19 protein-coding genes are annotated in these 20,544 nt (G+C 71.5%); 13 read left to right on the plus strand and 6 right to left on the minus strand.

Annotated elements, in window-relative coordinates; translation table 11 throughout:
- Window positions 1–163 precede the first annotated feature (163 nt).
- Complete coding sequence (locus tag G545_RS0103810) at window positions 164–1,156, plus strand: polyprenyl synthetase family protein (protein WP_027069233.1); 993 nt, start codon at window positions 164–166, stop codon at window positions 1,154–1,156.
- 27 nt (window positions 1,157–1,183) lie between these two features.
- Here G545_RS0103810 and murD read toward each other — a convergent pair whose 3' ends face one another.
- The 3 genes from murD to G545_RS0103825 are packed head-to-tail and all read right to left on the minus strand — an operon-like array spanning window position 1,184 to window position 6,508.
- The gene (murD, locus tag G545_RS0103815; protein ID WP_027069234.1) at window positions 1,184–2,578 is read right to left on the minus strand and encodes a UDP-N-acetylmuramoyl-L-alanine--D-glutamate ligase; all 1,395 of its coding nucleotides are present in this window, start codon (window positions 2,576–2,578) and stop codon (window positions 1,184–1,186) included.
- Window positions 2,559–3,929, minus strand: a complete 1,371-nt coding sequence (gene murL, locus G545_RS0103820) for a UDP-N-acetyl-alpha-D-muramoyl-L-alanyl-L-glutamate epimerase (RefSeq protein WP_027069235.1) — start codon at window positions 3,927–3,929, stop codon at window positions 2,559–2,561. Before murL ends, murD begins: the two co-directional genes overlap by 20 nt.
- Entirely contained in the window at window positions 3,926–6,508 is a 2,583-nt protein-coding gene (locus G545_RS0103825) for a bifunctional aspartate kinase/diaminopimelate decarboxylase (protein ID WP_407059619.1), read from the minus strand. Before G545_RS0103825 ends, murL begins: the two co-directional genes overlap by 4 nt.
- Before the next feature lie 140 nt (window positions 6,509–6,648).
- Here G545_RS0103825 and G545_RS0103830 point away from each other — a divergent pair, with 140 nt between their 5' ends.
- Window positions 6,649–7,527, plus strand: coding sequence for a PhzF family phenazine biosynthesis protein (locus tag G545_RS0103830; RefSeq protein ID WP_027069237.1), 879 nt, complete (start codon window positions 6,649–6,651; stop codon window positions 7,525–7,527).
- A gap of 6 nt (window positions 7,528–7,533) precedes the next feature.
- Here the strand turns inward: G545_RS0103830 and G545_RS0103835 are convergent, their stop codons facing one another.
- Window positions 7,534–7,971: an OsmC family protein gene (locus tag G545_RS0103835; RefSeq protein WP_027069238.1), complete on the minus strand. Its 438-nt coding sequence runs from the start codon at window positions 7,969–7,971 to the stop codon at window positions 7,534–7,536.
- A 126-nt stretch (window positions 7,972–8,097) separates the two neighbouring features.
- On the opposite strand from G545_RS0103835, the gene G545_RS14915 reads away from it, so the two are divergent.
- Genes G545_RS14915 through G545_RS14920 form a run of 4 tightly spaced genes read left to right on the plus strand, consistent with a single transcriptional unit; the run spans window position 8,098 to window position 11,274 of the window.
- Window positions 8,098–9,312, plus strand: coding sequence for a DUF2272 domain-containing protein (locus G545_RS14915; protein WP_052106889.1), 1,215 nt, complete (start codon window positions 8,098–8,100; stop codon window positions 9,310–9,312).
- Between the two features lies 1 nt (window position 9,313).
- Complete coding sequence (locus G545_RS0103845; RefSeq protein ID WP_027069239.1) at window positions 9,314–9,868, plus strand: M23 family metallopeptidase; 555 nt, start codon at window positions 9,314–9,316, stop codon at window positions 9,866–9,868.
- A 57-nt stretch (window positions 9,869–9,925) separates the two neighbouring features.
- Window positions 9,926–10,489 (plus strand): DUF1439 domain-containing protein, encoded by a 564-nt coding sequence (locus G545_RS0103850; protein WP_161625768.1) that lies wholly within the window; start codon window positions 9,926–9,928, stop codon window positions 10,487–10,489.
- 2 nt (window positions 10,490–10,491) lie between these two features.
- Window positions 10,492–11,274: a hypothetical protein gene (locus G545_RS14920; protein WP_154656511.1), complete on the plus strand. Its 783-nt coding sequence runs from the start codon at window positions 10,492–10,494 to the stop codon at window positions 11,272–11,274.
- 1 nt (window position 11,275) lies between these two features.
- On the opposite strand, the gene G545_RS0103860 is transcribed toward G545_RS14920, so the two are convergent.
- Both G545_RS0103860 and G545_RS0103865 read right to left on the minus strand, forming a co-directional pair.
- Window positions 11,276–13,501, minus strand: coding sequence for a DUF5916 domain-containing protein (locus G545_RS0103860; protein ID WP_027069241.1), 2,226 nt, complete (start codon window positions 13,499–13,501; stop codon window positions 11,276–11,278).
- A gap of 80 nt (window positions 13,502–13,581) precedes the next feature.
- Window positions 13,582–14,049: an SET domain-containing protein gene (locus G545_RS0103865; protein WP_027069242.1), complete on the minus strand. Its 468-nt coding sequence runs from the start codon at window positions 14,047–14,049 to the stop codon at window positions 13,582–13,584.
- 144 nt (window positions 14,050–14,193) lie between these two features.
- Here G545_RS0103865 and G545_RS0103870 point away from each other — a divergent pair, with 144 nt between their 5' ends.
- The 7 genes from G545_RS0103870 to G545_RS0103900 all read left to right on the plus strand — a co-directional run bounded on the left by G545_RS0103870 (window position 14,194) and on the right by G545_RS0103900 (window position 20,533).
- Window positions 14,194–14,655, plus strand: coding sequence for an SUF system Fe-S cluster assembly regulator (locus tag G545_RS0103870; RefSeq protein ID WP_027069243.1), 462 nt, complete (start codon window positions 14,194–14,196; stop codon window positions 14,653–14,655).
- Between the two features lie 22 nt (window positions 14,656–14,677).
- Window positions 14,678–16,156, plus strand: a complete 1,479-nt coding sequence (gene sufB / locus G545_RS0103875; RefSeq protein ID WP_052106611.1) for a Fe-S cluster assembly protein SufB — start codon at window positions 14,678–14,680, stop codon at window positions 16,154–16,156.
- A 129-nt stretch (window positions 16,157–16,285) separates the two neighbouring features.
- Window positions 16,286–17,047: a Fe-S cluster assembly ATPase SufC gene (sufC, locus tag G545_RS0103880; protein ID WP_027069245.1), complete on the plus strand. Its 762-nt coding sequence runs from the start codon at window positions 16,286–16,288 to the stop codon at window positions 17,045–17,047.
- Window positions 17,044–18,348, plus strand: coding sequence for a Fe-S cluster assembly protein SufD (gene sufD, locus G545_RS0103885; protein WP_027069246.1), 1,305 nt, complete (start codon window positions 17,044–17,046; stop codon window positions 18,346–18,348). Before sufC ends, sufD begins: the two co-directional genes overlap by 4 nt.
- 83 nt (window positions 18,349–18,431) lie before the next feature.
- On the plus strand, window positions 18,432–19,628 hold the full coding sequence (locus G545_RS13435; RefSeq protein ID WP_052106613.1) for a cysteine desulfurase: 1,197 nt from the start codon (window positions 18,432–18,434) through the stop codon (window positions 19,626–19,628).
- A gap of 48 nt (window positions 19,629–19,676) precedes the next feature.
- Window positions 19,677–20,216 (plus strand): GNAT family N-acetyltransferase, encoded by a 540-nt coding sequence (locus tag G545_RS0103895; RefSeq protein WP_027069247.1) that lies wholly within the window; start codon window positions 19,677–19,679, stop codon window positions 20,214–20,216.
- Entirely contained in the window at window positions 20,213–20,533 is a 321-nt protein-coding gene (locus tag G545_RS0103900) for a non-heme iron oxygenase ferredoxin subunit (protein ID WP_027069248.1), read from the plus strand. The genes G545_RS0103895 and G545_RS0103900 overlap by 4 nt, the downstream gene beginning before the upstream one ends.
- Window positions 20,534–20,544 lie beyond the last annotated feature (11 nt).

The raw sequence follows: 20,544 nt of genomic DNA on the forward strand, positions 1-20,544 counted from the left end.
CGGTCGGCCTGGGGCGAATGCCGGGCCAGTATACCGGCGACCGGACGGGCTCCGTCCGTCGGACCGGGTCTCTCGGGCGCGTCGGAAAACACCGCAACCTACGCGTCACGGGCAACCTGGCTGGCCGACCTATAATCCCCGGCCTCCCCCGACGCTGCAGCCCATGGACGCCCAGACCCGCACCGCCCCCTCCCTGCCGCAGATCCAGGCGCTCGCGCGCGACGACATGGAGGCGGTCGATGCCCTGATCCGGCGGCGGCTCGCGTCCGACGTGGTGCTGATCAACCAGGTCGCCGAGTACATCATCAATGCCGGCGGCAAGCGGCTGCGGCCGATGCTCGTGCTTCTCGCTGCCGGCGCGCTGGGCCATCGCGGCGCCGACGCCCACCAGCTGGCGGCGGTGATCGAATTCATCCACACCTCCACGCTGCTGCACGACGACGTGGTCGACGAGTCCGAACTGCGCCGCGGGCGCAGCACCGCCAACGCGGTGTGGGGCAATGCCACCAGCGTGCTGGTCGGCGACTTCCTGTACTCGCGCAGCTTCCAGCTGATGGTCGAGCTGGATTCGATGGAAGTGCAGCGCATCCTCGCCGACACCACCAACCGCATTGCCGAGGGCGAGGTGCTGCAGCTGCTGCACGTGCGCAACCCGGACACCGACGAGCCGGCCTACCTGCGGGTGATCGAGCGCAAGACCGCGGTGCTGTTCGCCGCCGCCACCCGGCTGGGGGCGCTACTGGCGGGCGCCGACGAGGCGACGCAGCGCAAGCTGCACGACTACGGGCTGTACCTGGGCTATGCGTTCCAGATCGCCGACGACGTGCTCGACTACGCCTCCGACGCGCAGACCCTGGGCAAGAACCTGGGCGACGACCTGGCCGAGGGCAAGGCGACGCTGCCGCTGATCCATGCCATCGCCCACAGCGATGCGGAAACGGCGGCGACGCTGCGCAAGGCGATCGAGGACGGCGACACCGGCGCGCTGCCGCAGGTGCTGGCCGCGATCCAGGCCACCGGTGGCCTGGACTACAGCCGCGAGCGCGGGCGCGACTTCGCCGAACGCGCGATCGCCGCGCTCGACGGCCTGGACGACAACGAGTACGTCGCCGCCCTGCGTGGCCTGGCGGCCTACACCGTCAGCCGGGACCACTGACCGGACGTAGCGGGCGCACAGGACGGCTCAGGCGACGCCGAGGCCCGGGATCGCGCTGATCATGTCGGGATCGAAGCCCGCGAGCGTGGCGAAGTGCCGGCCCCGCTCGACGTAGTCCCGGTACGGCCCGAAGCTCGGCGCCCCCGGGGAGAGCAGCACCACCCCGCCAGGATCGAGGGTCGAGCGTGCCTGCGCCACCGCGTCGGCGAGATCATCGGCGGCCGCCAGCCGGAACCGGCCTGCGTTGGCCAGCGGTACGAGCAGCTCGTGGATGCGCGGTCCGTTCGCGCCCATCGTCACCACTGCCTCCGGGGCGTGCCTGTCCATGGCGTCGGCGAAGCCGCTCCAGTCAAGGCCGCGGTCGTGCCCGCCCACCAGCACCGCCACCTGGCGCCCGGCGAAACACTCCAGCGCCGCCAGGGTGGCCTGTGGCGTGGTGCTGATCGAATCGTTGACCCAGGCCAGTCCGTCGCGCTCGCCCAGCGTCTGCAGCCTGTGCGGCAGCGGCGCGAAGCCGGCGGCATGCGGGGCCAACTCAGCCGCATCCAGCCCCAGCGCCTCGATCGCGGTGAGCACTGCGCACAGGTTGCCGCGGTTGTGCCGGCCCGGCAGCGGCAGCGGACGGGTGTCCATCACCTCCTGGTCGCCACGGAAGAGAAGGTCCCCGCGCAGGTGCCAGCCGGCCTCGTGGCCGAACCAGCGCACCTCGCTGCCGGGCAGTTCCAGCGCCGCCAGCCGCGGATCGGCGGCGTTGAGCACGGCAATGCGCGGCCTGGCGTCGGTGACCAGCCGCAGCTTGTCGGCGAGGTATCGCTCGTGCGATCCGTGCCAGTCCAGGTGCTCCGGGAACAGGTTGAGCACCACCGCGACCTCCGGCCGCGCGCCGCTGTCGGCAACGTCACCGGTCTGGTAGCTCGACAGCTCGACCACGCGGTAGTCCGCGTCGGCACCGCCTAGCTCCAGAAGCGGCAGGCCGATGTTCCCCGCCAGCGCGGTGTGGTGTCCGCCGGCGCGCAGCAGGTGCGCCATCAATGCGCTGGTGGTGCTCTTGCCCTTGGTGCCGGTGATGCAGGCGGTGCGCGCCACGATGCCGTCGGCGTCGGCCTCGCCGGCGAACCACAGCGCGGTGCCGCCGAGGAAGCGCGTGCCCCGTGCCGCGGCGGCCGCAGCGGCCTCGCCATAGGGGCTGATACCCGGCGATTTCACGACCACATCGAAAGCGGCCAGGCGCTCCGCCGTAGCGTCGGTCTCTACCGCCAGCGTGGCATCGACCCGCAGTGCGCCGTCGACCTCGTCGGCGCGGCAGAACAGGGTCAGCGGCAGTCCGGGCAAAGCGCCGCGGATCGCCCGCCATGCCGCCCTGCCCTCGCGACCCCAGCCCCAGAGCGCGACCCGCCGGCCGTCAAGCTCCGAAACGTGCACCCACCCGCTCCCACAGCGCGTCGGGGATCCGGTGCGGACCTTCCGGCACCAGCAGCGGCTCGACCGCCAGCTCCGCCGGGTCCAGCTGCGGCGCGATCTCCTCGGCGAAGCGCCGGACCAGCGCGTCCTCGCGCCATTCCGGCCGCGCCGCAAGCGCCGCCAGCGCCGCGCGGGACTCGCGCGCCTCGCCCACGCACTCGAAGGGCTTGTGGTCGCGGTACTCCAGCAGCGCGTCGTAGCCGCCCTGCTGCTCCGGATCGTCGAGCAGGTTGCGCCCGAAGATGCCCATCAGCCGCGGCTTGCTCATGAACGGCGCCAGCGCCAGGAACACGAAGTGGCACTTCGGGCAGACCCCGCACCAGCGGCTGACCGGGCGCTCGCCCAGCAGGTGGAAGTTGCGGTTGCAGCTGGAGAAGTGCGCGTCGTAGTGCTGGCTGCGGGCGAACTGGCGTGCCACCGCCAGCTCGCTGAGCGGCCGCAGCAGCGAGTAGTAGTGCAGGTCGGCGGCGACGTGGGCGGACACGTACTCGCCGAACATCGATTCGAAGTCCCAGCCCTTCGACCACTGGTGGTTGACCTCGCCGGTGCCCTCGATGACCGAGCCGTAGCTGGCCGAGCGCTCGTTGGAGAACACCACCTGGTCGACCCCGTGCAGCAGCGCGGCGACCACCAGGATGGCCGAGTTCACTGCGGTCACCGGGATGTGCCCGTTCCAGGCGCCCTGGCGGTTGTACTCGAACAGCTCCGGCGCCAGCTCGCGGCCGATGTTCATCACCGGCAGCCCCGTGCGCGCCGCGCAGGCGGCAATCAGCTGCGAGCCGCCGACCCAGGCCACGGTCTGCCCCACCCCGGCGCCGCGCAGCGCCTCGACGCTGACCAGCGAATCCTTGCCGCCGCCGATCGCGACCAGCGCATGCGAGCGCAGGCCGAGCATCGGAATGCGGGTGCCGGGAGACTCCACGGCCGGGAAGCGGATGCGCCCGGCCAGGTCCAGCCCGTTGCGGTAGGCGAACTCGCCCAGGCCGTTGAGGTAGATCGATTCCAGCAGCGCGGCGGTCGCCTCGTCGACCAGGTAGCCGTCGACCTCGATCCGCTCCGGCACCGCGGCCTTGTAGTAGCTGATGCCGGCGACCAGGTGCAGCAGCCGCAGCGCGCGCTCCACCGCCTGCGCGCGGGCGGCGTCCATGGCGAAGGGCGCGCCCGGGAAGCGCACCGTCTCCACCAGTTCCGGGCCGTCGTCGAAGGCGTAGACCAGCCGCGCCTCGCCGGTGTCGTGGTCCAGGCTGCAGCGCACGAAGCGGAAGCTGCGGATCGCGTCGCGCTCGAAGCGCCACGACTTCTCGGGTTTCATTCGATCACGTCCTCTGCGGGAAGCGCCCGCAGGTTGTAGGTATTGGCCATCACCATGCCGTAGGCGCCGGCATCGGCGACCAGCAGCACGTCGTCCTCCTCGGTGTCCACCGGCAGCGCGCGCGCATGGCCGAGCACGTCGCCGCTCTCGCAGATGGGGCCGACGACGTCGAACACGCGCGTGGGCGCATCGGCGGGACGCGACAGGTTGTGGATGCCGTGCCAGGCGTCGTAGATGGACGGGCGCATCAATGCATTCATGCCGGCGTCGGCGCCGATGCGGTGCACGCCGTCCTTCTCCACCACCTGGGTCACCGACAGCAGCAGCACGCCCGCCTCGGCGACCACGTAGCGGCCGGGCTCGACCACCACCTGATAGCCCGGGCAGGCGGCCTTCACTTCCTCCAGCCCCGCCCGCCAGGCGGCCAGGTCGAACGGCCGCGCGTCGGGGGTGTAGGGCACGGACATGCCGCCGCCGATGTCGATGCTCTCCACGGTCCCGACCTGGTCGGCCAGCGCCACCAGTTCGCCGTACACCTCGCGCCAGTGCTGCGGGTGCTCGATGCCGCTGCCCAGGTGGGCGTGCAGGCCGGTGATGCGCAGTTCCAGCGCGCGCGCCGCCTGGAGGAATGCCTCGAACCGCGCCAGCGGCAGGCCGAACTTCGCCGCCACGCCGCCGGTACGGACCTTGGCGTGGTGGCCATCACCACGACCCAGGTCCAGCCGCAGCCAGGCCTCGCGGCCGCGCCACGTTTCCGGCCAGCGCTCCAGCGCCTCGATGTTGTCGATGGTGACGGTGACGCCGCGCGCGAACGCGTCCTCGTACTCGCGCCGCGGCGCGAAGCTGGGCGTGAACAGCACCCGCGAGGGCGACAGCTCCGGGAGGCACCGGAACACGTGCGCCAACTCTCCGGCCGACACGCACTCCAGGCCGAAGCCCTCCTCCACCAGCGTGGCCAGGATGACCGGGTGCGGGTTGGCCTTGATCGCGAAGAAGCAGCGGTCGACCGCGTTGGTGCCCCGCAGGTCGCGCGCCCTCTGGCGCACGGTGTCCAGGTGATAGACGTAGCGCGGCGTCCCGGCCCGCGCGTGCTCCAGCAGCCGTTCGCGCAGGCCGTCCCACCACGGGGCCGGCCGCGGCGGCAGCGCGCCATCGAGTTCACGCCAGCTGGGGCCGAACACCCCCGCGTCGAGTACGGGCATGGCGCCGCTCCGGATCAGTTCCGCATGCAGGATCGGCAGCAGGCCGTCGGCGTCGGCCTCGTCGATCACGAAGGTCAGGTTGAGGTCGTTGGAGGACTGCGAGACCAGGTGCACGCGTTCCTGGCCGAAGGTCGCCCACACGTCCGAAAGCCGGTGCAGCAGCGAGCGCATGCCGCGGCCGACCAGCGTGATGGCGGTGCACGGCACGATGACCTTGACCCGGCAGACCTTCGCCAGGTCCGCGGCCAGCGCCTCGAGCACGTTGCCGGTGACCAGGTTCTCGCTGGGGTCCAGGGAGATGGTGACGTTGGTCTCCGAGGAGCCGATCAGGTCCACCGACAGCCCGTGCCTGCGGTACAGGTCGAACACCTCCGACATGAAGCCGACCTGCTGCCACATGCCGATGGTCTCCATCGATACCAGCACCACGCCGTCGCGGCGGCTGATCGCCTTGACGCCTGGCACGTTGCCCGCGCCGCCGTCGATGCGGGTCCCCGGCAGTTCCGGCCTGCGGGTGTCGCGGATCGCCATCGGTACGCCGGCGCGGCGGCAGGGACGGATTGAGCGCGGGTGCAGGACCTTGGCGCCGGTGGTGGCGATCTCCTGCGCCTCGGCATAGTCGAGCCGCGTCAGCAGGCGGGCATCGGGCACCTCGCGCGGGTTGGCGCTGAACATGCCGGGCACGTCGGTCCAGATCTCCACAGCCTGCGCGCGCAGCAGCGCGCCGAACATCGCCGCCGAGGTGTCCGAGCCACCCCGGCCCAGCAGGGCCGTGCCGCCGTCGGGATGGCGGACCAGGAAGCCCTGGGTCAGCAGGACCTGCCCGGGGCACGCGGCAAGGCGCAGCCCCAGTTCCGGGTCGGGCTCGCGCCGGCAGTTCACCGACAGCCGCTCGCCCCAGGCACTGCGGTTGGGCATCGGTTCGGCGAGCAGCCAGTCGCGGGCGTCGCACCAGCCGATGTCCAGGCCCTGCGCCGCCAGGTAGGCCACGCCGAGCGTCGAGGACAGCAGTTCGCCCTGTCCCAGCACCTCGGCTTTCCACTCCAGCGGCCGCTCCACGGCCGCGGGCGCGGCCAGCAGCGATTCCAGGACGGCCAGGCGGTCCCCGAGCACCACGTCCGGATCCAGCCCGAGCTCGGCGGCGAAGGCGCGGTGGCGGGCGGCCAGGGCGGCGCCACGGGCGGCCATGTCGTCGCCCTCGCAGATGGCCTGCAGCTCGTTGGTCACCCCTGACAGGGCGGAGACGACCACCAGGACCCGTGCGCCGGTCTCCCCGCCACGTTTGCGCGCCAGCTCGCCGATCGTGTCCCAGCGCTCACGGCTGGACACCGAGGTGCCGCCGAACTTGAGTACGAGCCAGCCTGTCGCCTGTGTCACCGTCAGTCCTCTGCCGCGCGGGCACCTCGTGCCGGCGCTGCCCCGAATCGGGCGCGAAAGCAGCAATCGTGCCCGATCCTTGCCGGTCCGCGCCATGCCCGGCGCCTACAATGCGCGGCCCCACGCACCGCCCCGGTCCAATGCCCCAGCGCAGCTATCTCCAGTTCGACGTCTTCGCCGACCGCCCCGGCGCCGGCAACCCGCTCGCGGTGGTGCTCGACTGCGAAGGGCTGGACGAGGCGGCCATGCAGGCGATCGCCCGCTGGAGCAACCGGCCGGAGACCACCTTCGTGTTCCCGCCGACGGACCCCAGGGCCGGCTACCGGGTACGGATGTTCAGCCCGGAACGGGAAGTCCCGTTTGCCGGCCACCCGAGCGTCGGCACGGCGTACGCGGTGCTGGAGGCCGGGATGGCGGAGGTGGTGGATGGCCACGTCTGGCAGGAAGGCCTGGCGGGCGTGCTGCCGCTGGCCGTCTCCGGCGAGGGTGCCACCCGCACCGTTTCGGTGCGCACGCCGCGTGCCCGGGTGGTGGCGGTGGGCGAGCGCGGTGCGCCGAACCTGGCCGCGCCGCTGCGCCCGTTCCCGGCCGGGCGCCTGCCGCCGGCACTGATGGACGGCGGCCGCCGCTGGTGGGTCGCCGAGGTCGCGAGCGAGCGCGCCCTGCGGGAGGCCGAGCCGGACTGGGACGCGATCGAGGCGCTGGCGGGCCATACCGGCAGCATGGGCCTGTGCGCGTTCGCCTTCGCCGATCCCGGCAGCGACTACGACCTGGTGGTGCGCGCCCTGGTGGGTGCCGGCCGGCGGTTCGAGGACGCGGCCTCGGGAGCGGCCAATGCCACCCTTGCGGCCTGGCTGCGCGACAACGACGCGTTCCCCGGCCAAGACGGCGCGTACACCGTCAGCCAGGGACGCGAGGTTGGCTTCGACGCGCGCCTTCACCTGCGCATCGATGCCGAAGGGGATGTGTGGTCGGGGGGCCGGGTGTGCCCGGTGGTGCGCGGGCACATCGACTGGTGACGCGCGTCAGCCCTTGCGGAGCGTCGCCTCCAGCGACTTCGGAACCGCCTGCAGCGCCTTGGAGACCGGGCAGTTGTCGCGTGCGTCCGCGGCGAGCCGCTGGAACTCCGCATCGTCGATCCCGGGCACCTCGCCCTCCAGCTTCAGCCTGATCTGCGACAACGAGGGCCCGCCTTCGGTGGACAGGTCGACCTCCGCGCGGGTCTCCAGGCGCGTCGCCACGTGGCCGGCCTCGGCCAGCAGGTTGGACAGGTACATGGTGAAGCAGCCGGCGTGCGCGGCGGCGATCAGCTCCTCGGGATTGGTGCCCTTGCCGTCGCCGAACCGGGAATTGAAGCCGTAGCCGGTGTCGTCCATCAGGCCGCTGGTGGGGGTGCTCAGGCTGCCCTGGCCGTTCTTGAGGTCGCCCTCCCAGCGGGCGGTGGCGTGGCGGGAAATGGCCATGTGTCGCTCCTTGGTCATGCGGTGGGAGCCACCAGCCTAGGCAGGCATGCGTTAGCCACGCGTGGCGCATTGCCGGCCTTTCACGGCGCGCACGGGACACTGGCCCCTCCACGAGGGAACGCCTGCATGCACAAGACCCTGGCGGCCGCCCTGGCCGTGCTGCTGACCGCCGCATCCGCCCTGTACGCCCCTGCCCCCGAGGCAGCGGAGCCCCCCGATCCCGCGATCCCCTCGTTCGAACGTCCCGCCGGCAGTCCCGACCCGGCCCGGCGCGTGCGCCTGCTCGAAGGCGACGAGCGGCCGGCACTGCGCGCGAAGCTGGGGCTGTTCCCCGAGCCGCTGTACCGGCGACTGCCCGACGGCAACTACGAGCCGGTGCCGGCCTCCACCTGGCACGTGCTCGACCAGGGCTGCCGCCGCGTCGCCGGGGACCCGCGCCAGCGCATGATCGACCTGGCCGCGGCCGAGTGGGCCGCGTTCGGCCTGCCGGTGCTGGACCTTTCGGCGGAGGACGCGACGGCGGTGCCGCGGGGAGCGGCGGGCGAGTTCGAGATCCTTGCACCGGCACGCAACTTCGCCGTGGGCGAGCGTGCGAGCCGGCGTGCGGCGCGGCTGGGACTCATGGAGGACTCGCCCCGCGTCGCGGCGGCGATCGCCGGCTACTGGAGCGCGGTCCCCGGGGGGGACGACGTCCTGCGCCGGCAGGCGATCGCGGAGTTCGCGATCCCGGGCGCCGGCTGGGCGACCCCGTGGTCCGGGGCCTTCATCTCGTGGCTTGCCTGCGAGGCGGGAGTCCCCGCCTTCCGCCGCAGCGGCCTGCACCACGACTATGTCGAGCAGGCGGTGGCCGCACGCGCGGGTGGTCCCGGTCCCTTCGTCGCCCATGACCTGGACGAGGTCGTCCCCGCGCCTGGCGACCTGCTGTGCACGGCACGCGCCGGCGCGGAGTTCAGCGAGGTGGCCGACGTCGGTTCCGGCCCCTCGCGCGCGATGCACTGCGACCTGGTAGTGGCGACGGAGCCTTCGGCCAGGCGCCTGTACGCCATCGGCGGCAACGTGGCCAATGCGGTCAGCCTGACCGTCGTCGCGACCGACGCCGAAGGCCGTCCGCGTCCGCAATCCGCCCTGCCCGGCGCCCACCGCTGGTTCACCGTGCTGCGGCCACGCGTGCCAGCAACGGGCAGTCCCTCGCTCGACCACAGCCCGGCGATGCTGGAGCTGTTCCAGTCCTGGCGCCAGTGGGCGGCCAACACCGGCAACCCGGCACCGCGTGGGCTCCGCGCGGCACCGGAAACCGCTCCCGCGGTGGCACCGCACCCCGCGGCCACTCCGGCGGACTGACATGGACCGCCTGCTCAGTGCCCTTGCCGGCCTCCTGCGCACCGCCCTGGTGCTGGGCGTGCTCGCGGCCGCGGGATGGTGGGCGTGGCAGCAGCCCTTCATGGAGCTGCCGCGCACCTGGTGGGAGCTGTCGCGCGCCGATCCGCCGTCCTCGCTGCCGGTACCGGTGGAAGGGGTCGCCCCCGGTTCGATCGCCGACACCTGGGGCGCGGGACGCAGCGGGGGGCGCAGCCACGAAGGCGTGGACATCTTCGCGCCACGCGGCACGCCGGTCCTCAGCAGCACGCGCGGGATCGTCAGTTCCATCCGCGAGACCGGGCTGGGAGGCCGCCAAGTGTGGGTGCTCGGGCCGGCGCTGGAGCGGCACTACTACGCGCACCTGGACGATTGGGCCGAAGGCCTCGAGGAGGGCGCCGTGGTCCAGGCCGGGCAGCCGCTCGGCGAGGTGGGCGACACCGGCAACGCCCGCGGCACCCCGCCGCACCTGCACTACGGGATCTACGGGAGCGACGGCGCGCTCGACCCGTTGCCGCGGCTGCGTGCCGCCGGCGATTGATGCCGATTCACACACGGTGCCGGTATGGTTGCGGCACCAAAGTCGGGAAGCTGCCGGATGCGAAAGCTGCACGTTGTTCTGGTGACACTGGCACTGTCCGCCCTCGTCGCAGGCTGCAACAGCCTGGGGATGCTGGGGGCAATGCTGGGTAGCCAGGTGACCTTCACCCATCCACAGCTGCAGCACGCGCTGGACCGGCAGTTCCCGCGCCGGTTCGAACGGCTGGGTGGACTGGTGAGCTTCGACCTGTCCGATCCCACGCTGTCGATCCCCTACAACGCCCAGCGGCTGCGGCTGGAGTTCGACACCGACTTCTCGGTCGCCGGCGGCCGGTCCACCAAGGGGCATTTCGCGATCAGCAGTGCGCTGCGCTACGACCCAGGCACCCGCGGGCTGCACCTGCAGGACCCGGTGATCGAGTCGCTCGACCTGGACGTCGACAGGCTGGGTGAGGGGCTCGATTCCAGCGCCCGCGAGGTGCTCCAGGCGTGGCTGTCGGAGTACGCGCGCCACGAGCCCGTGTACCGGCTCGGCGACTCGCTGGTGGAACGGATCGCCGGCCGCCAGATCAACTCGACCACGATCCAGAACGGCGTCGTGGTCCTCGACCTGGGACAGTGAAGATGCGCAAGACGATCACCCTGGCTCCGATCCTCGTGCTGGCGCTCGCCGCCTGCGGCGACCGTGACGTGGAAACGACCGGGACGGCGGAGGCCACGCCTGCCGATCCGGCCCTGCCCACTCCCGCCGGCAGCCCAGGTGGCAGCGTCACGGGCATGCCCCAGCCCGGCGCCGGCGAGGCAGTGGTGTCACTGGGCGCCGGGAATACGCCGGGAGCAACGGAAGAGGCCGGGGACGGGATCGGCGACCCGGTGCCGGACCGCCTGGCGGGCGGGCCTGCGGACGGCTTCCCGATGCCGGGGGACGCCGGTCCGGACGGGCTGCCCCTGCCGCCGGGGACCGCGGTCGCCGACGGCGGCACGGTGGCCATCGCGGCGGACGCCCCTCCCGCACCGCCGGCGCCGCCGCCCTCCGACGCACCGGGATCGGCAGCCAGCGGCGCCATGGCGGCGGTACGCAGCTACTACTCGGCGATCAGCGCGGGCGACTACGCCGGCGCGCACCGGCTGTGGGCGGGCGATGGCAGCGCCAGCGGCCAGTCGCTGGAGCAGTTCGCGAACGGCTTCGCCGACACCGCCGACGTGCGCGTGCACATGATGGAACCGCAGCCCGCGGGCGGTGGCGCGGCGGGCACGCAGCGCATCACCGTGCCGGTGACCCTGGACACCACCCGCCGCGACGGGAGCAGCGTCCAGTTCACCGGAAGCTACACGCTGAGCCGGCCGGCGGACGGCAGCGGCGACTGGCGCATCGACTCGGCCGACCTGCGCGAGGTCCAGCGCTGAGTCAGAGCTCGAAGCGGTAGGCGAGCTTCACCAGCAGTTGCTCGTCGTCGCGCAGGCGGAACGCGTCGGCCAGCTGGTCATGCGGATCGACCGACAGCTCGTCGAGCATGTAGCCACCGCGCCCGTACACCACGTAGAGGTCCGACAGCGGCGCGAGCATGTACCGGTAGCGCACCTGGAAACCGAGGTTGCGCAGGCTGAAGTCGGTTGCCACCTCGCTGCTGGCCACCGTCCCGCCGTCGCCGAGCACGTCCACGGTGCCCGTGGCCCGTGCGTCCATGCCGATCGCCTGCAGCTTGATGCGCAGCTCCTGGCGCAGCCCGAGGGCCCAGTCCAGGCCGGCATCGAGTTCCAGTGAGCGGTGCTCGAAGCGGCCGACGCGGTTGCCGCCCTGCCACACCAGCCAGTCCGGGATGTACTCGGTACCGAGGCCGGCGAAGATCCGCAGGGTGTCGCTCAGGTGCAGGGTCGGCTCGACTTCCAGGAGGTAGCCGATCCGGTCATTGCCCGACAGGCCACCACCGCGCGCCTGGGCAAAGAGCTCCCACTCCCAGGCGCCACGGCGAGGGCGGTCCCGCTCCCATTGCAGGGCCCAGCGCCCGGGCAGCCACAGCGGATTGCCGCCGCGGGTGATCAGGTCGTCGTAGTGCGGCGCATCCAGCTCCAGCTGGAGGTACTCGCTGCCGCCATTGCGCAGCTGGCTCGAGCGCATCAGCCGCAGGCGCCGCTGCAACCGCAGGCCGTCGCTGTTGTCCATGGCGATGATGCGGCCGCGCCAGTCATGCGAGGCGTACGACGAGCCTTCCGGCAGGCCGGTGACGCGGCGGCTGAGCTGGTAGTGCACGTAGTCCAGCGCGTTCCGGCCCAGGTAGCCGAAGTCGTTGATCTCCAGCTCGTCCCCGAAGTGCATGCCCAGCAGCTGCTGCCGCCAGCCATTTTCCATTTGGTAATCCACGAGGGTGGTCGCCCCGAAGTCGCTGCTGTCGGCGCCCGGCTGGCGGATGTCGCTCCCGACCACGTTGGAGCCAATGGACAGCGAGTCGCCGTAATGCCAGCGGTGGTCGACGCCCAGCACCCGCGCCTCCCGGTCCAGCCAGGGCCGCTCGACCCGCGTGGCGATCGCACCCAGGTGGTGCGTGCCGAGTTCGTGCTGCACCCGTGCCGCGGCGAAGGAGCCGCCGGCGTCGCCCTCTTCCTCGGCCAGCATCACCCCGTAGCCAAGGCCACCGGCGCGCCCGTTGAGCTTCACCGCGGCGTCGATGCCGGACGGGCCGCTGCCGTCGTCGGCGGGGCCACCCACCCGCCGCGTGTAGACCAGCTGGCTGTTGTCGATCAGCAGGCCGAAATCGAAGATGCCCTGGTTCTCGGTGAAGAACGGGCGCTTGTCGCTGTAGAAGGTCTCCTCGGCGCTGAAGTTGACCACCAGGTCGTCGCTCTCGACGTGGCCGAAGTCCGGATTGACCGTGGCGGCGAGCTGGAACTGCCCGTTGGGCTTCCAGAAGAGGTCGCCGCCGGCATCGAAGTCGGTGCCGCCGCCGATGTTGTCGTGGACGCCCACCACGTAGGGCGTGACCGCCAGCAGCGACTGGTCGTGGGCCTCGACCTCGACGCGGGCGAAGTCGGACAGGAAGCGCGGGCGCTGCCAGGTCGCGGTCGGCCAGGCCATGCGCTCGCCGGTGGCGGCCACCACGCGGTCCAGGTACAGGCCGATTCGGCGCGTGCCGCCGTTCGCCGCGCGCATCGGCGCGGTGTGCCACGGAACCAGGAACTCGGCCGTCCAGCCCGCCTCGTCCTCGCTGGCGGCGTGCAGCCAGACCCCGTCCCAGTCGTCGTTGAAGCTGCTCTCGGCGGTGACCACCTCGTCGGCGATGCCACCGGCCAGGGTGATCACGAAGTTGTAGGCGGTGCGTCCGTCGCCGTCGAAATCGACCATCACGTTGACGCGGTCGACCTGCCCGGCCTCGTCGCGGCGGGTGTGGTGGCCGGTGCGCGGGACACCCGCCGGATGTTCGCTGCGAAACGCGAACGCCAGGCCCTCGGGCGTGGACAGCACCCAGGCCCGCGTCGGGTACGGTGCCGGCGCCTCCGTCAGCGGTTCGACCAGGCGGAAGTCGTCGATGACCTGCGCCCGGTCCCACTCACCGGGGGAAAGCCGGCCGTCGATCTCGACGGCGTGGGCGGGAAGCAGGACGCTGGCCAGCAGCAGCGTCGCGATCGTCAGGCGCATGGGACAGGGAAAGGCGGGGGGCCGGCAAGGGTGCCGCGCGCAGTGCATTCCCGCCCGTGGCAGGAGTCATGCGGACGCGCTCAGCGCTTGGGCTGCAGGAGCGTCCCCGTGCACTTGGGCGAGCCGCAGTGGCAGGCCCAGATCCTCTTCAGCCGCACGGTATGCCGCTCCTCCAGGGTGATCCCGTAGTTGTAGGTCAGCTCCTCGCCGGCGGCGATGTCGGCGATCGCCTCGATGAACACCCGGTCGCGCCTGCGGTCGCCGCCCTCGTCCTCGTGCAGCACGGCCTCGCAATTGGGCTGGCAGCTGTGGTTGATCCAGCGCGCGACGTTGCCCTCCTCCGAGCCGTCGATCACGTACTCGTCGTTGAGCGTGAACAGGAACGTGTGCCCGGACTCGACGTCGCCCTGCTCGCCGGCATCCACCTCCTCGTGGGTGCGGATGCGGCCGGTGTACTCGATGACCTGCTCGCCCTTGCGGATGGGGGCGGTGGCGAAGACGCCGTTTCCGTGGATGGCCGAACGCCTTGCTTTGACCTTGGCGGGCATCGCCGCTCCTCTGGTTGGGACGCAAGCGGTTGATTGTGCCCCAGTGCCGCCCTGAACCGTGCCTGCCCCGTGGCTTGCCGGTACCCCGCCGCAATCCGTACAATTCCGGTCCTGATTGCACTTCCCGGTCCCCGCCGCCCCGCCATGCTCCGCGTCACCAGGCTCACCGACTACGCCACCGTGGTGCTGACCGTGCTCGCTTCCGACGCGGCGCGGGTCATGAGCGCGCCCGAGCTGGCCGAGCGCGCGGGGCTGGAGACGCCCACCGTGAGCAAGGTGCTCAAGCCGCTGGCGCAGGCCGGGCTGGTGGAGGGCTTCCGCGGCGCCAACGGCGGGTACCGGCTCACGCGCTCCCCGGGGCAGATCCGGCTGATCGAGATCGTCGAGGCCATGGAAGGTCCGTTGGCGGTGACCGAGTGCAGTACCCACGGCGGCAACTGCGGCATCCAGGACCAGTGCGACATCCGCGCCGGCTGGCACCACATCAACGAGGTGGTCGCGGACGCACTGCGCAGCGTGACCCTGGCGCAGATGCTGGCGCCTCCGCCGCCCGCCCCCGAACCCCGCCCCGCCCGGCGCATCGACCTGCGCCTGGCCGGCGCCTGAGATCCAAGGCACCCCCATGTCCATGCAACTGACCGAACACGACACCGCGACCGCCCCCCTCCCGGAGGCCAACCGCGAGATCCACGAGCAGCTCGGCCGCAAGTACGAGGCCGGCTTCGTCACCGAGATCGAGACCGACAGCCTCCCGCCGGGCCTGGACGAGGACACCATCCGTGCCCTCTCGGCCAAGAAGGAGGAGCCGGAGTGGATGACTGAGTGGCGCCTGGCGGCCTACCGCCACTGGCTGACCATGCCGATGCCCGACTGGGCGAAGCTCGACATCGACCCGATCGACTTCCAGGCCCTCAGCTACTACTCCGCGCCGAAGGGGCCGAAGTACAAGTCGCTCGACGAGGTCCCGCAGGAGCTGCTCGACACCTACGACAAGCTGGGCGTGCCGCTGCACGAGCGGGCGAAGCTGGCCGGCGTGGCGGTGGACGCCGTGTTCGACTCGGTCTCCGTCGGCACCACCTTCCGCAAGGAGCTGGCGGAGAAGGGGATCATCTTCTGCTCGATGTCCGAGGCCATCAAGGACCACCCCGAGCTGGTGCGCCAGTACCTCGGCACGGTGGTGCCGGTGGGCGACAACTTCTTCGCCGCGCTGAACTCGGCGGTGTTCTCCGACGGCAGCTTCGTGTTCATCCCCGAGGGCGTGAAGTGCCCGATGGAGCTGAGCACCTACTTCCGCATCAACGCCGGCCATACCGGGCAGTTCGAGCGCACCCTGATCATCTGCGAGGACCGCGCCCAGGTGTCCTACCTGGAGGGCTGCACCGCGCCCATGCGAGACGAGAACCAGCTGCACGCCGCGGTGGTCGAGCTGGTGGCGCTGGAAGACGCGGACATCAAGTATTCCACGGTGCAGAACTGGTACCCGGGTGACGAGAACGGCGTCGGTGGCATCTACAACTTCGTGACCAAGCGCGGCGAGTGCCGCGGCGCACGCAGCCGGATCCACTGGACCCAGGTCGAGACCGGCTCGGCGATCACCTGGAAGTATCCGTCCTGCGTGCTCACCGGCGACGACTCCACCGGCGAGTTCCACTCGGTGGCGCTCACCCACCATCGCCAGCAGGCCGACACCGGCACCAAGATGATCCACATCGGCAAGCGCACCAAGAGCACGATCATCTCCAAGGGCATCAGTGCCGGCCACGGCCAGAACACCTACCGCGGCCTGGTGAAGGTGCTTCCCGGGGCGGACGGCGCGCGCAACTACACCCAGTGCGACTCGCTGCTGATCGGCAAGAAGTGCGGCGCCCACGCGGTGCCCTACATCGAGGTCCGCAACCCCACGGCCACCGTCGAGCACGAGGCCAGCGCCTCCAAGATCAGCGACGACCAGCTGTTCTACTGCCGCTCGCGCGGCATCGGCGAGGAGGACGCGGTGTCGATGATCGTCGACGGCTTCTGCAAGCAGGTCTTCCGCGAGCTGCCGATGGAGTTCGCCGTCGAGGCCAAGGCCCTGCTGGAAGTGAGCCTGGAAGGCGCCGTCGGCTGATTTTTCCCTTCTCCCGCCAGCGGGAGAAGGTGCCCGAAGGGCGGATGAGGGGCTTTTGATTGCCCTCACCCCAACCCTCTCCCGCAAGCGGGAGAGGGGGCGGAAAGACAACACAAGAGACCATCCACCATGCTGAAGATCGAAAACCTCCACGCCAGCGTCGCCGGCAAGGAAATCCTCAAGGGCCTGTCGCTGGAGCTGCAGGCCGGCCAGGTGCACGCGCTGATGGGGCCCAATGGCGCCGGCAAGTCGACGCTGGGCAACATCCTGGCGGGGCGCGAGGGCTACGAGGTCACCGCCGGGTCGGTCACCTTCGACGGGAAGGACCTGCTTGGGCTGGAGCCGGAGGAGCGGGCGGCCGCGGGCGTGTTCCTGGCCTTCCAGTACCCGGTGGAGATCCCCGGGGTGAACAACACCTACTTCCTGCGCACCGCGCTCAATGCCCAGCGCAAGGCGCGGGGCGAGGAGGAGCTGGATTCGATGAGCTTCCTCAAGCTGGTGCGCGAGAAGCTCGCGGTGCTGCACCTGAAGGACGAGCTGCTGCACCGTGCGGTCAACGAGGGCTTCTCCGGTGGCGAGAAGAAGCGCAACGAGATCTTCCAGCTGGCCCTGCTGGAGCCACGGCTGGCGATCCTGGACGAGACCGATTCGGGGCTGGACATCGACGCACTCAAGACCGTCGCCGACGGCGTCAACGCGCTGCGCTCGGCCGACCGGGGCTTCCTGGTGATCACCCACTACCAGCGGCTGCTCGACTACATCAAGCCGGACGTGGTGCACGTGCTCGCCGACGGCCGCATCGTCGAGTCCGGCGGGCCGGAACTGGCCCTGCAGCTGGAAGAGCACGGCTACCAGTGGATCAGCGACCGGATCATCCCGGAGAAGGCATGAGCGCATTGATGGAGAACCTGGCGCGCGGCTTCGACGCGCTGCCCGGCCGCGACGCTGCCGGACTGGGTCCGCTACGCCAGGAGGCACTGGCGTCGGCGCTGCGCGACGGCCTGCCCGGCCCGCGCACCGAGGCCTGGAAGTACACCCCGCTGCGGGCGCTGGATCGCCGCAGCTTCGCCCCAGTCGGGCAGGCACCGGCGGTCGACCCCGCGCTGCTGGCGGACATCCCGGCCCCGCGGCTGGTGTTCGTGAACGGCCGCTACGACGCGTCGCGCTCCGACCTGTCGGGGCTTCCCGCGGACGTGGACGCCCACCCGCTCTCCGAGCTTCTGGAGAAGGGCGACCCGGCCGCCGCGGCGGCCCTGTCGCACCGCTACCAGGCGCCGGCGGAGGTGTTCGCCCGCCTCAACACCGCCCTGGCCACCGAGGGCGTCGTGCTGCGCGCCGGGACCGCGGCGCGGGGCGGCAACCCGGTGCGCCTGGTCTTCATCGGCGCGCCCGACGCGGAAGACCGCGCCTGGCACCTGCGCCACCGTATCGAGCTGGCGCCCGGTGCGCAGCTGGACGTGATCGAGCACCTGGTCGACGGCGGCGCGCACCGCCACCTGGCCAACAGCGTGATGCAGGTCGAGGTCGGTGACGCCGCCCGGCTGCGCCACGCGCGCCTGCAGCAGGACTCCACCGGCGCCACCCTGTTGCACCGTACCGATGCGGTGCTGGGCGCGGACGCCGAGTACCGCCGGATCGACCTGGAGCTGGGCGCCGCGCTGTCGCGGCACGAGCTCAACATCGCCCTTCGCGGCGAGCGCGCGCACGTGCATGCCAACGGCGTGCTGCTGGCCGACGGCCGCCGCCACCTGGACACCCGGCTGGGCGTGGACCACGACACCCGCGACAGCCGCTCCGAGCTGACCTGGCGCGGCATCGGGGCGGACCGCGGCAAGGCCGTGTTCCATGGCGGCATCCTGATCCGCGAGGGCGCCGACGGCACCGACGCCAACCTGTCCAACAAGAACCTGCTGCTCTCCGAGGGCGCGGAGATCGACACCCAGCCGATGCTGGTGATCCACGCCGACGAGGTCCAGGCCGCCCATGGCGCGACGGTCGGCCAGCTCGACCCGACCGCGATGTTCTACCTGCGCTCGCGCGGCATCCCCGCCGAGCGGGCCCGGGCGCTGCTGACCGCCGCGTTCTGCCGTGAGCCGCTTTCGGTGATCGACAAGCAGGGCGTGCGGGATGCGGTGGGGGCCCGGCTGGACGAGGTGTTGCTGCGGTCGGTGGCGGCGGAGATGGGAGCGTGATCGGCGTGGCTGGGGAGGAGCGCCCTCACCCCAACCCTCTCCCGCAAGCGGGAGAGGGGGCAGGTGCAACTGACTGGAGGGCAATCCGCGCCGACTTTCCAGTCCTCGAGCGGAGGGTCCATGGCAAGCCGCTGGTGTACCTGGACTCGGCCAACACGGGGCAGAAGCCGCGGCAGGTGATCGAGGCGGTCGACGACTTCTTCCGCAACCACAACGCCAACGTCAGCCGCGCGGTGCATGCGCTGGGCAGCGAGGCGACCGAAGCCTTCGAGGGTGCGCGCGGCAAGCTGGCGCGCTTCCTCAACGTGCGCCCGAACGAGCTGGTGCTGTGCAGCGGCACCACCTTCGCCATCAACCTGGTCGCCTACAGCTGGGCCCTGCCCCGGCTCCGCGCCGGGGATGCGATCGTGGTCACCCGCATGGAACACCACGCCAACATCGTGCCGTGGCAGCTGATCGCCGAGCGCACGGGGGCCACGCTCAAGGTCGCCGACATCGACGAACGCGGCGACCTGGACCTGGCGCAGCTGGAGTCGCTGCTGACCCCCGAGGTGAAGCTGCTCGCGGTCGCCCACGTGTCCAATGTCCTGGGCACCGTGAACCCGGTGCGCGAGATCTGCCGGATGGCGCGCAAGCGTGGCATCGCGACCCTGGTGGACGGCTCCCAGGCCGCGCCGCACCGGCCGGTGGACGTCGCCTCCATCGGCTGCGACTTCTACGCGATCACCGGCCACAAGATGGCGGGCCCGACCGGCACGGGCGCACTGTGGGCGAAGCGCGAGCACCTGGAGGCGATGCCGCCGTTCCTCGGCGGTGGCGAGATGATCCGGGAGGTGCGCTTCGACGGCACCGTGTACAACGACGCACCGCACAAGTTCGAGGCGGGCACGCCCAACATCGCCGGTTTCATCGGCTTGGGCGCGGCGTGCGATTACCTGTCGTCGATCGGCATGCACAACATCGAGGCGCGCGAGCAGGAACTGCTGGCGCACCTGACCGACCGGCTGGACGCGATCGACGGGGTGCGGATCTTCGGCCGTGCGCGCGAGAAGGCCGCCGTGGTGAGCTTCCTGGTCGAGGGCGCGCACGCGCACGACCTGGCCACCCTGCTCGACCTGGAGGGCGTGGCGGTCCGCTCGGGCCACCATTGCGCGCACCCGCTGATGCAGCACTTCGGCGTGCCCGCCACCTGCCGGGCATCGCCGGCGTTCTACAACACCTTCGAGGAGATCGACGCCTTCGCCGAGGCGCTGGTGAAGGTGCGCAACCTGCTCGCCTAGCGCGGGATCGCGGCCTACCCTGCTCCTGCAAACATCCCGATGACCTCCATGCTGCAGTTCCGCGACGCACGCGTTGCCGACATCCCCGCCATCGTCGGCCTGGTCACCCGCGCCTACCGCGGCGAGGCCAGCCGCGCCGGGTGGACCACCGAGGCCGACCTGCTGGAAGGCCAGCGCATCGACCCGGAGGTGCTGCGCCACGACATCCAGCGGCCGCGGTCGCGGGTGCTGCTGGCCGAACGCGACGGGGCGCTCGTCGCCTGCGCGCACCTGGCGGTGGAAGATGGCGGGCGGGAAGGCGCCGGCTACTTCGGCATGTTCGCCGTGGAGCCGGGCCTGCAGGGCGGTGGCACCGGCCGTGCGGTCCTGGCCGAGGCCGAGCGCATCATGCGCGAGGAGTTCGGCATGGCCCGCCTGCAGATGACGGTGATCGCGCAGCGCACCGAGCTGATCGACTGGTACGGTCGCCGCGGCTACCGCCGCACCGGCGCGACGAAGCCTTTCCCGTACGGAGACGAGCGCTTCGGCGTGCCGCTGCGCGACGACCTGCGTTTCGAGGTACTGGAAAAGGAGCTGGAACCGCGATGAGCGACTGGGTACGCGTGTGCGCCACCGCCGAGCTGCTGCCCGGCGAATCCACCGTCGCCTGGGACGGCGACACGCCGATCCTGGTGGTCAACCTCGACGGCGACTTCTACGCCGTGGAGGACCAGTGCACCCACGAGGACTACGAGCTCTCCGCCGGCGCGGTGGACCCGGACGCCGGCACCGTGGAGTGCGTGCTGCACGGGGCGAAGTTCGACCTGCGCGACGGCCGGGCCCTGTGCGCGCCCGCCTACGAGCCGGTCGCGAAGTTCCCGGTCAAGGTGGAGGACGGCGCGGTCTGGACCCGCGACGACCGCTGACCCCCGTTCAC

This window comes from Lysobacter defluvii IMMIB APB-9 = DSM 18482, assembly GCF_000423325.1.
In the GTDB taxonomy this organism is placed as follows: domain Bacteria; phylum Pseudomonadota; class Gammaproteobacteria; order Xanthomonadales; family Xanthomonadaceae; genus Novilysobacter; species Novilysobacter defluvii.

What these genes read in the sequence shown, in the direction of transcription:
- G545_RS0103810 (WP_027069233.1), top strand. Translation starts at nt 164, where the DNA reads ATGGACGCCCAGACCCGCACCGCCCCCTCCCTGCCGCAGATCCAGGCG.
- murL (WP_027069235.1), bottom strand. Translation starts at nt 3,929, where the DNA reads ATGAAACCCGAGAAGTCGTGGCGCTTCGAGCGCGACGCGATCCGCAGC.
- G545_RS0103830 (WP_027069237.1), top strand. Translation starts at nt 6,649, where the DNA reads ATGCCCCAGCGCAGCTATCTCCAGTTCGACGTCTTCGCCGACCGCCCC.
- G545_RS0103835 (WP_027069238.1), bottom strand. Translation starts at nt 7,971, where the DNA reads ATGGCCATTTCCCGCCACGCCACCGCCCGCTGGGAGGGCGACCTCAAG.
- G545_RS14915 (WP_052106889.1), top strand. Translation starts at nt 8,098, where the DNA reads ATGCACAAGACCCTGGCGGCCGCCCTGGCCGTGCTGCTGACCGCCGCA.
- G545_RS0103845 (WP_027069239.1), top strand. Translation starts at nt 9,314, where the DNA reads ATGGACCGCCTGCTCAGTGCCCTTGCCGGCCTCCTGCGCACCGCCCTG.
- G545_RS0103850 (WP_161625768.1), top strand. Translation starts at nt 9,926, where the DNA reads ATGCGAAAGCTGCACGTTGTTCTGGTGACACTGGCACTGTCCGCCCTC.
- G545_RS14920 (WP_154656511.1), top strand. Translation starts at nt 10,492, where the DNA reads ATGCGCAAGACGATCACCCTGGCTCCGATCCTCGTGCTGGCGCTCGCC.
- G545_RS0103860 (WP_027069241.1), bottom strand. Translation starts at nt 13,501, where the DNA reads ATGCGCCTGACGATCGCGACGCTGCTGCTGGCCAGCGTCCTGCTTCCC.
- G545_RS0103865 (WP_027069242.1), bottom strand. Translation starts at nt 14,049, where the DNA reads ATGCCCGCCAAGGTCAAAGCAAGGCGTTCGGCCATCCACGGAAACGGC.
- G545_RS0103870 (WP_027069243.1), top strand. Translation starts at nt 14,194, where the DNA reads ATGCTCCGCGTCACCAGGCTCACCGACTACGCCACCGTGGTGCTGACC.
- sufB (WP_052106611.1), top strand. Translation starts at nt 14,678, where the DNA reads ATGCAACTGACCGAACACGACACCGCGACCGCCCCCCTCCCGGAGGCC.
- sufC (WP_027069245.1), top strand. Translation starts at nt 16,286, where the DNA reads ATGCTGAAGATCGAAAACCTCCACGCCAGCGTCGCCGGCAAGGAAATC.
- sufD (WP_027069246.1), top strand. Translation starts at nt 17,044, where the DNA reads ATGAGCGCATTGATGGAGAACCTGGCGCGCGGCTTCGACGCGCTGCCC.
- G545_RS0103895 (WP_027069247.1), top strand. Translation starts at nt 19,677, where the DNA reads ATGCTGCAGTTCCGCGACGCACGCGTTGCCGACATCCCCGCCATCGTC.
- G545_RS0103900 (WP_027069248.1), top strand. Translation starts at nt 20,213, where the DNA reads ATGAGCGACTGGGTACGCGTGTGCGCCACCGCCGAGCTGCTGCCCGGC.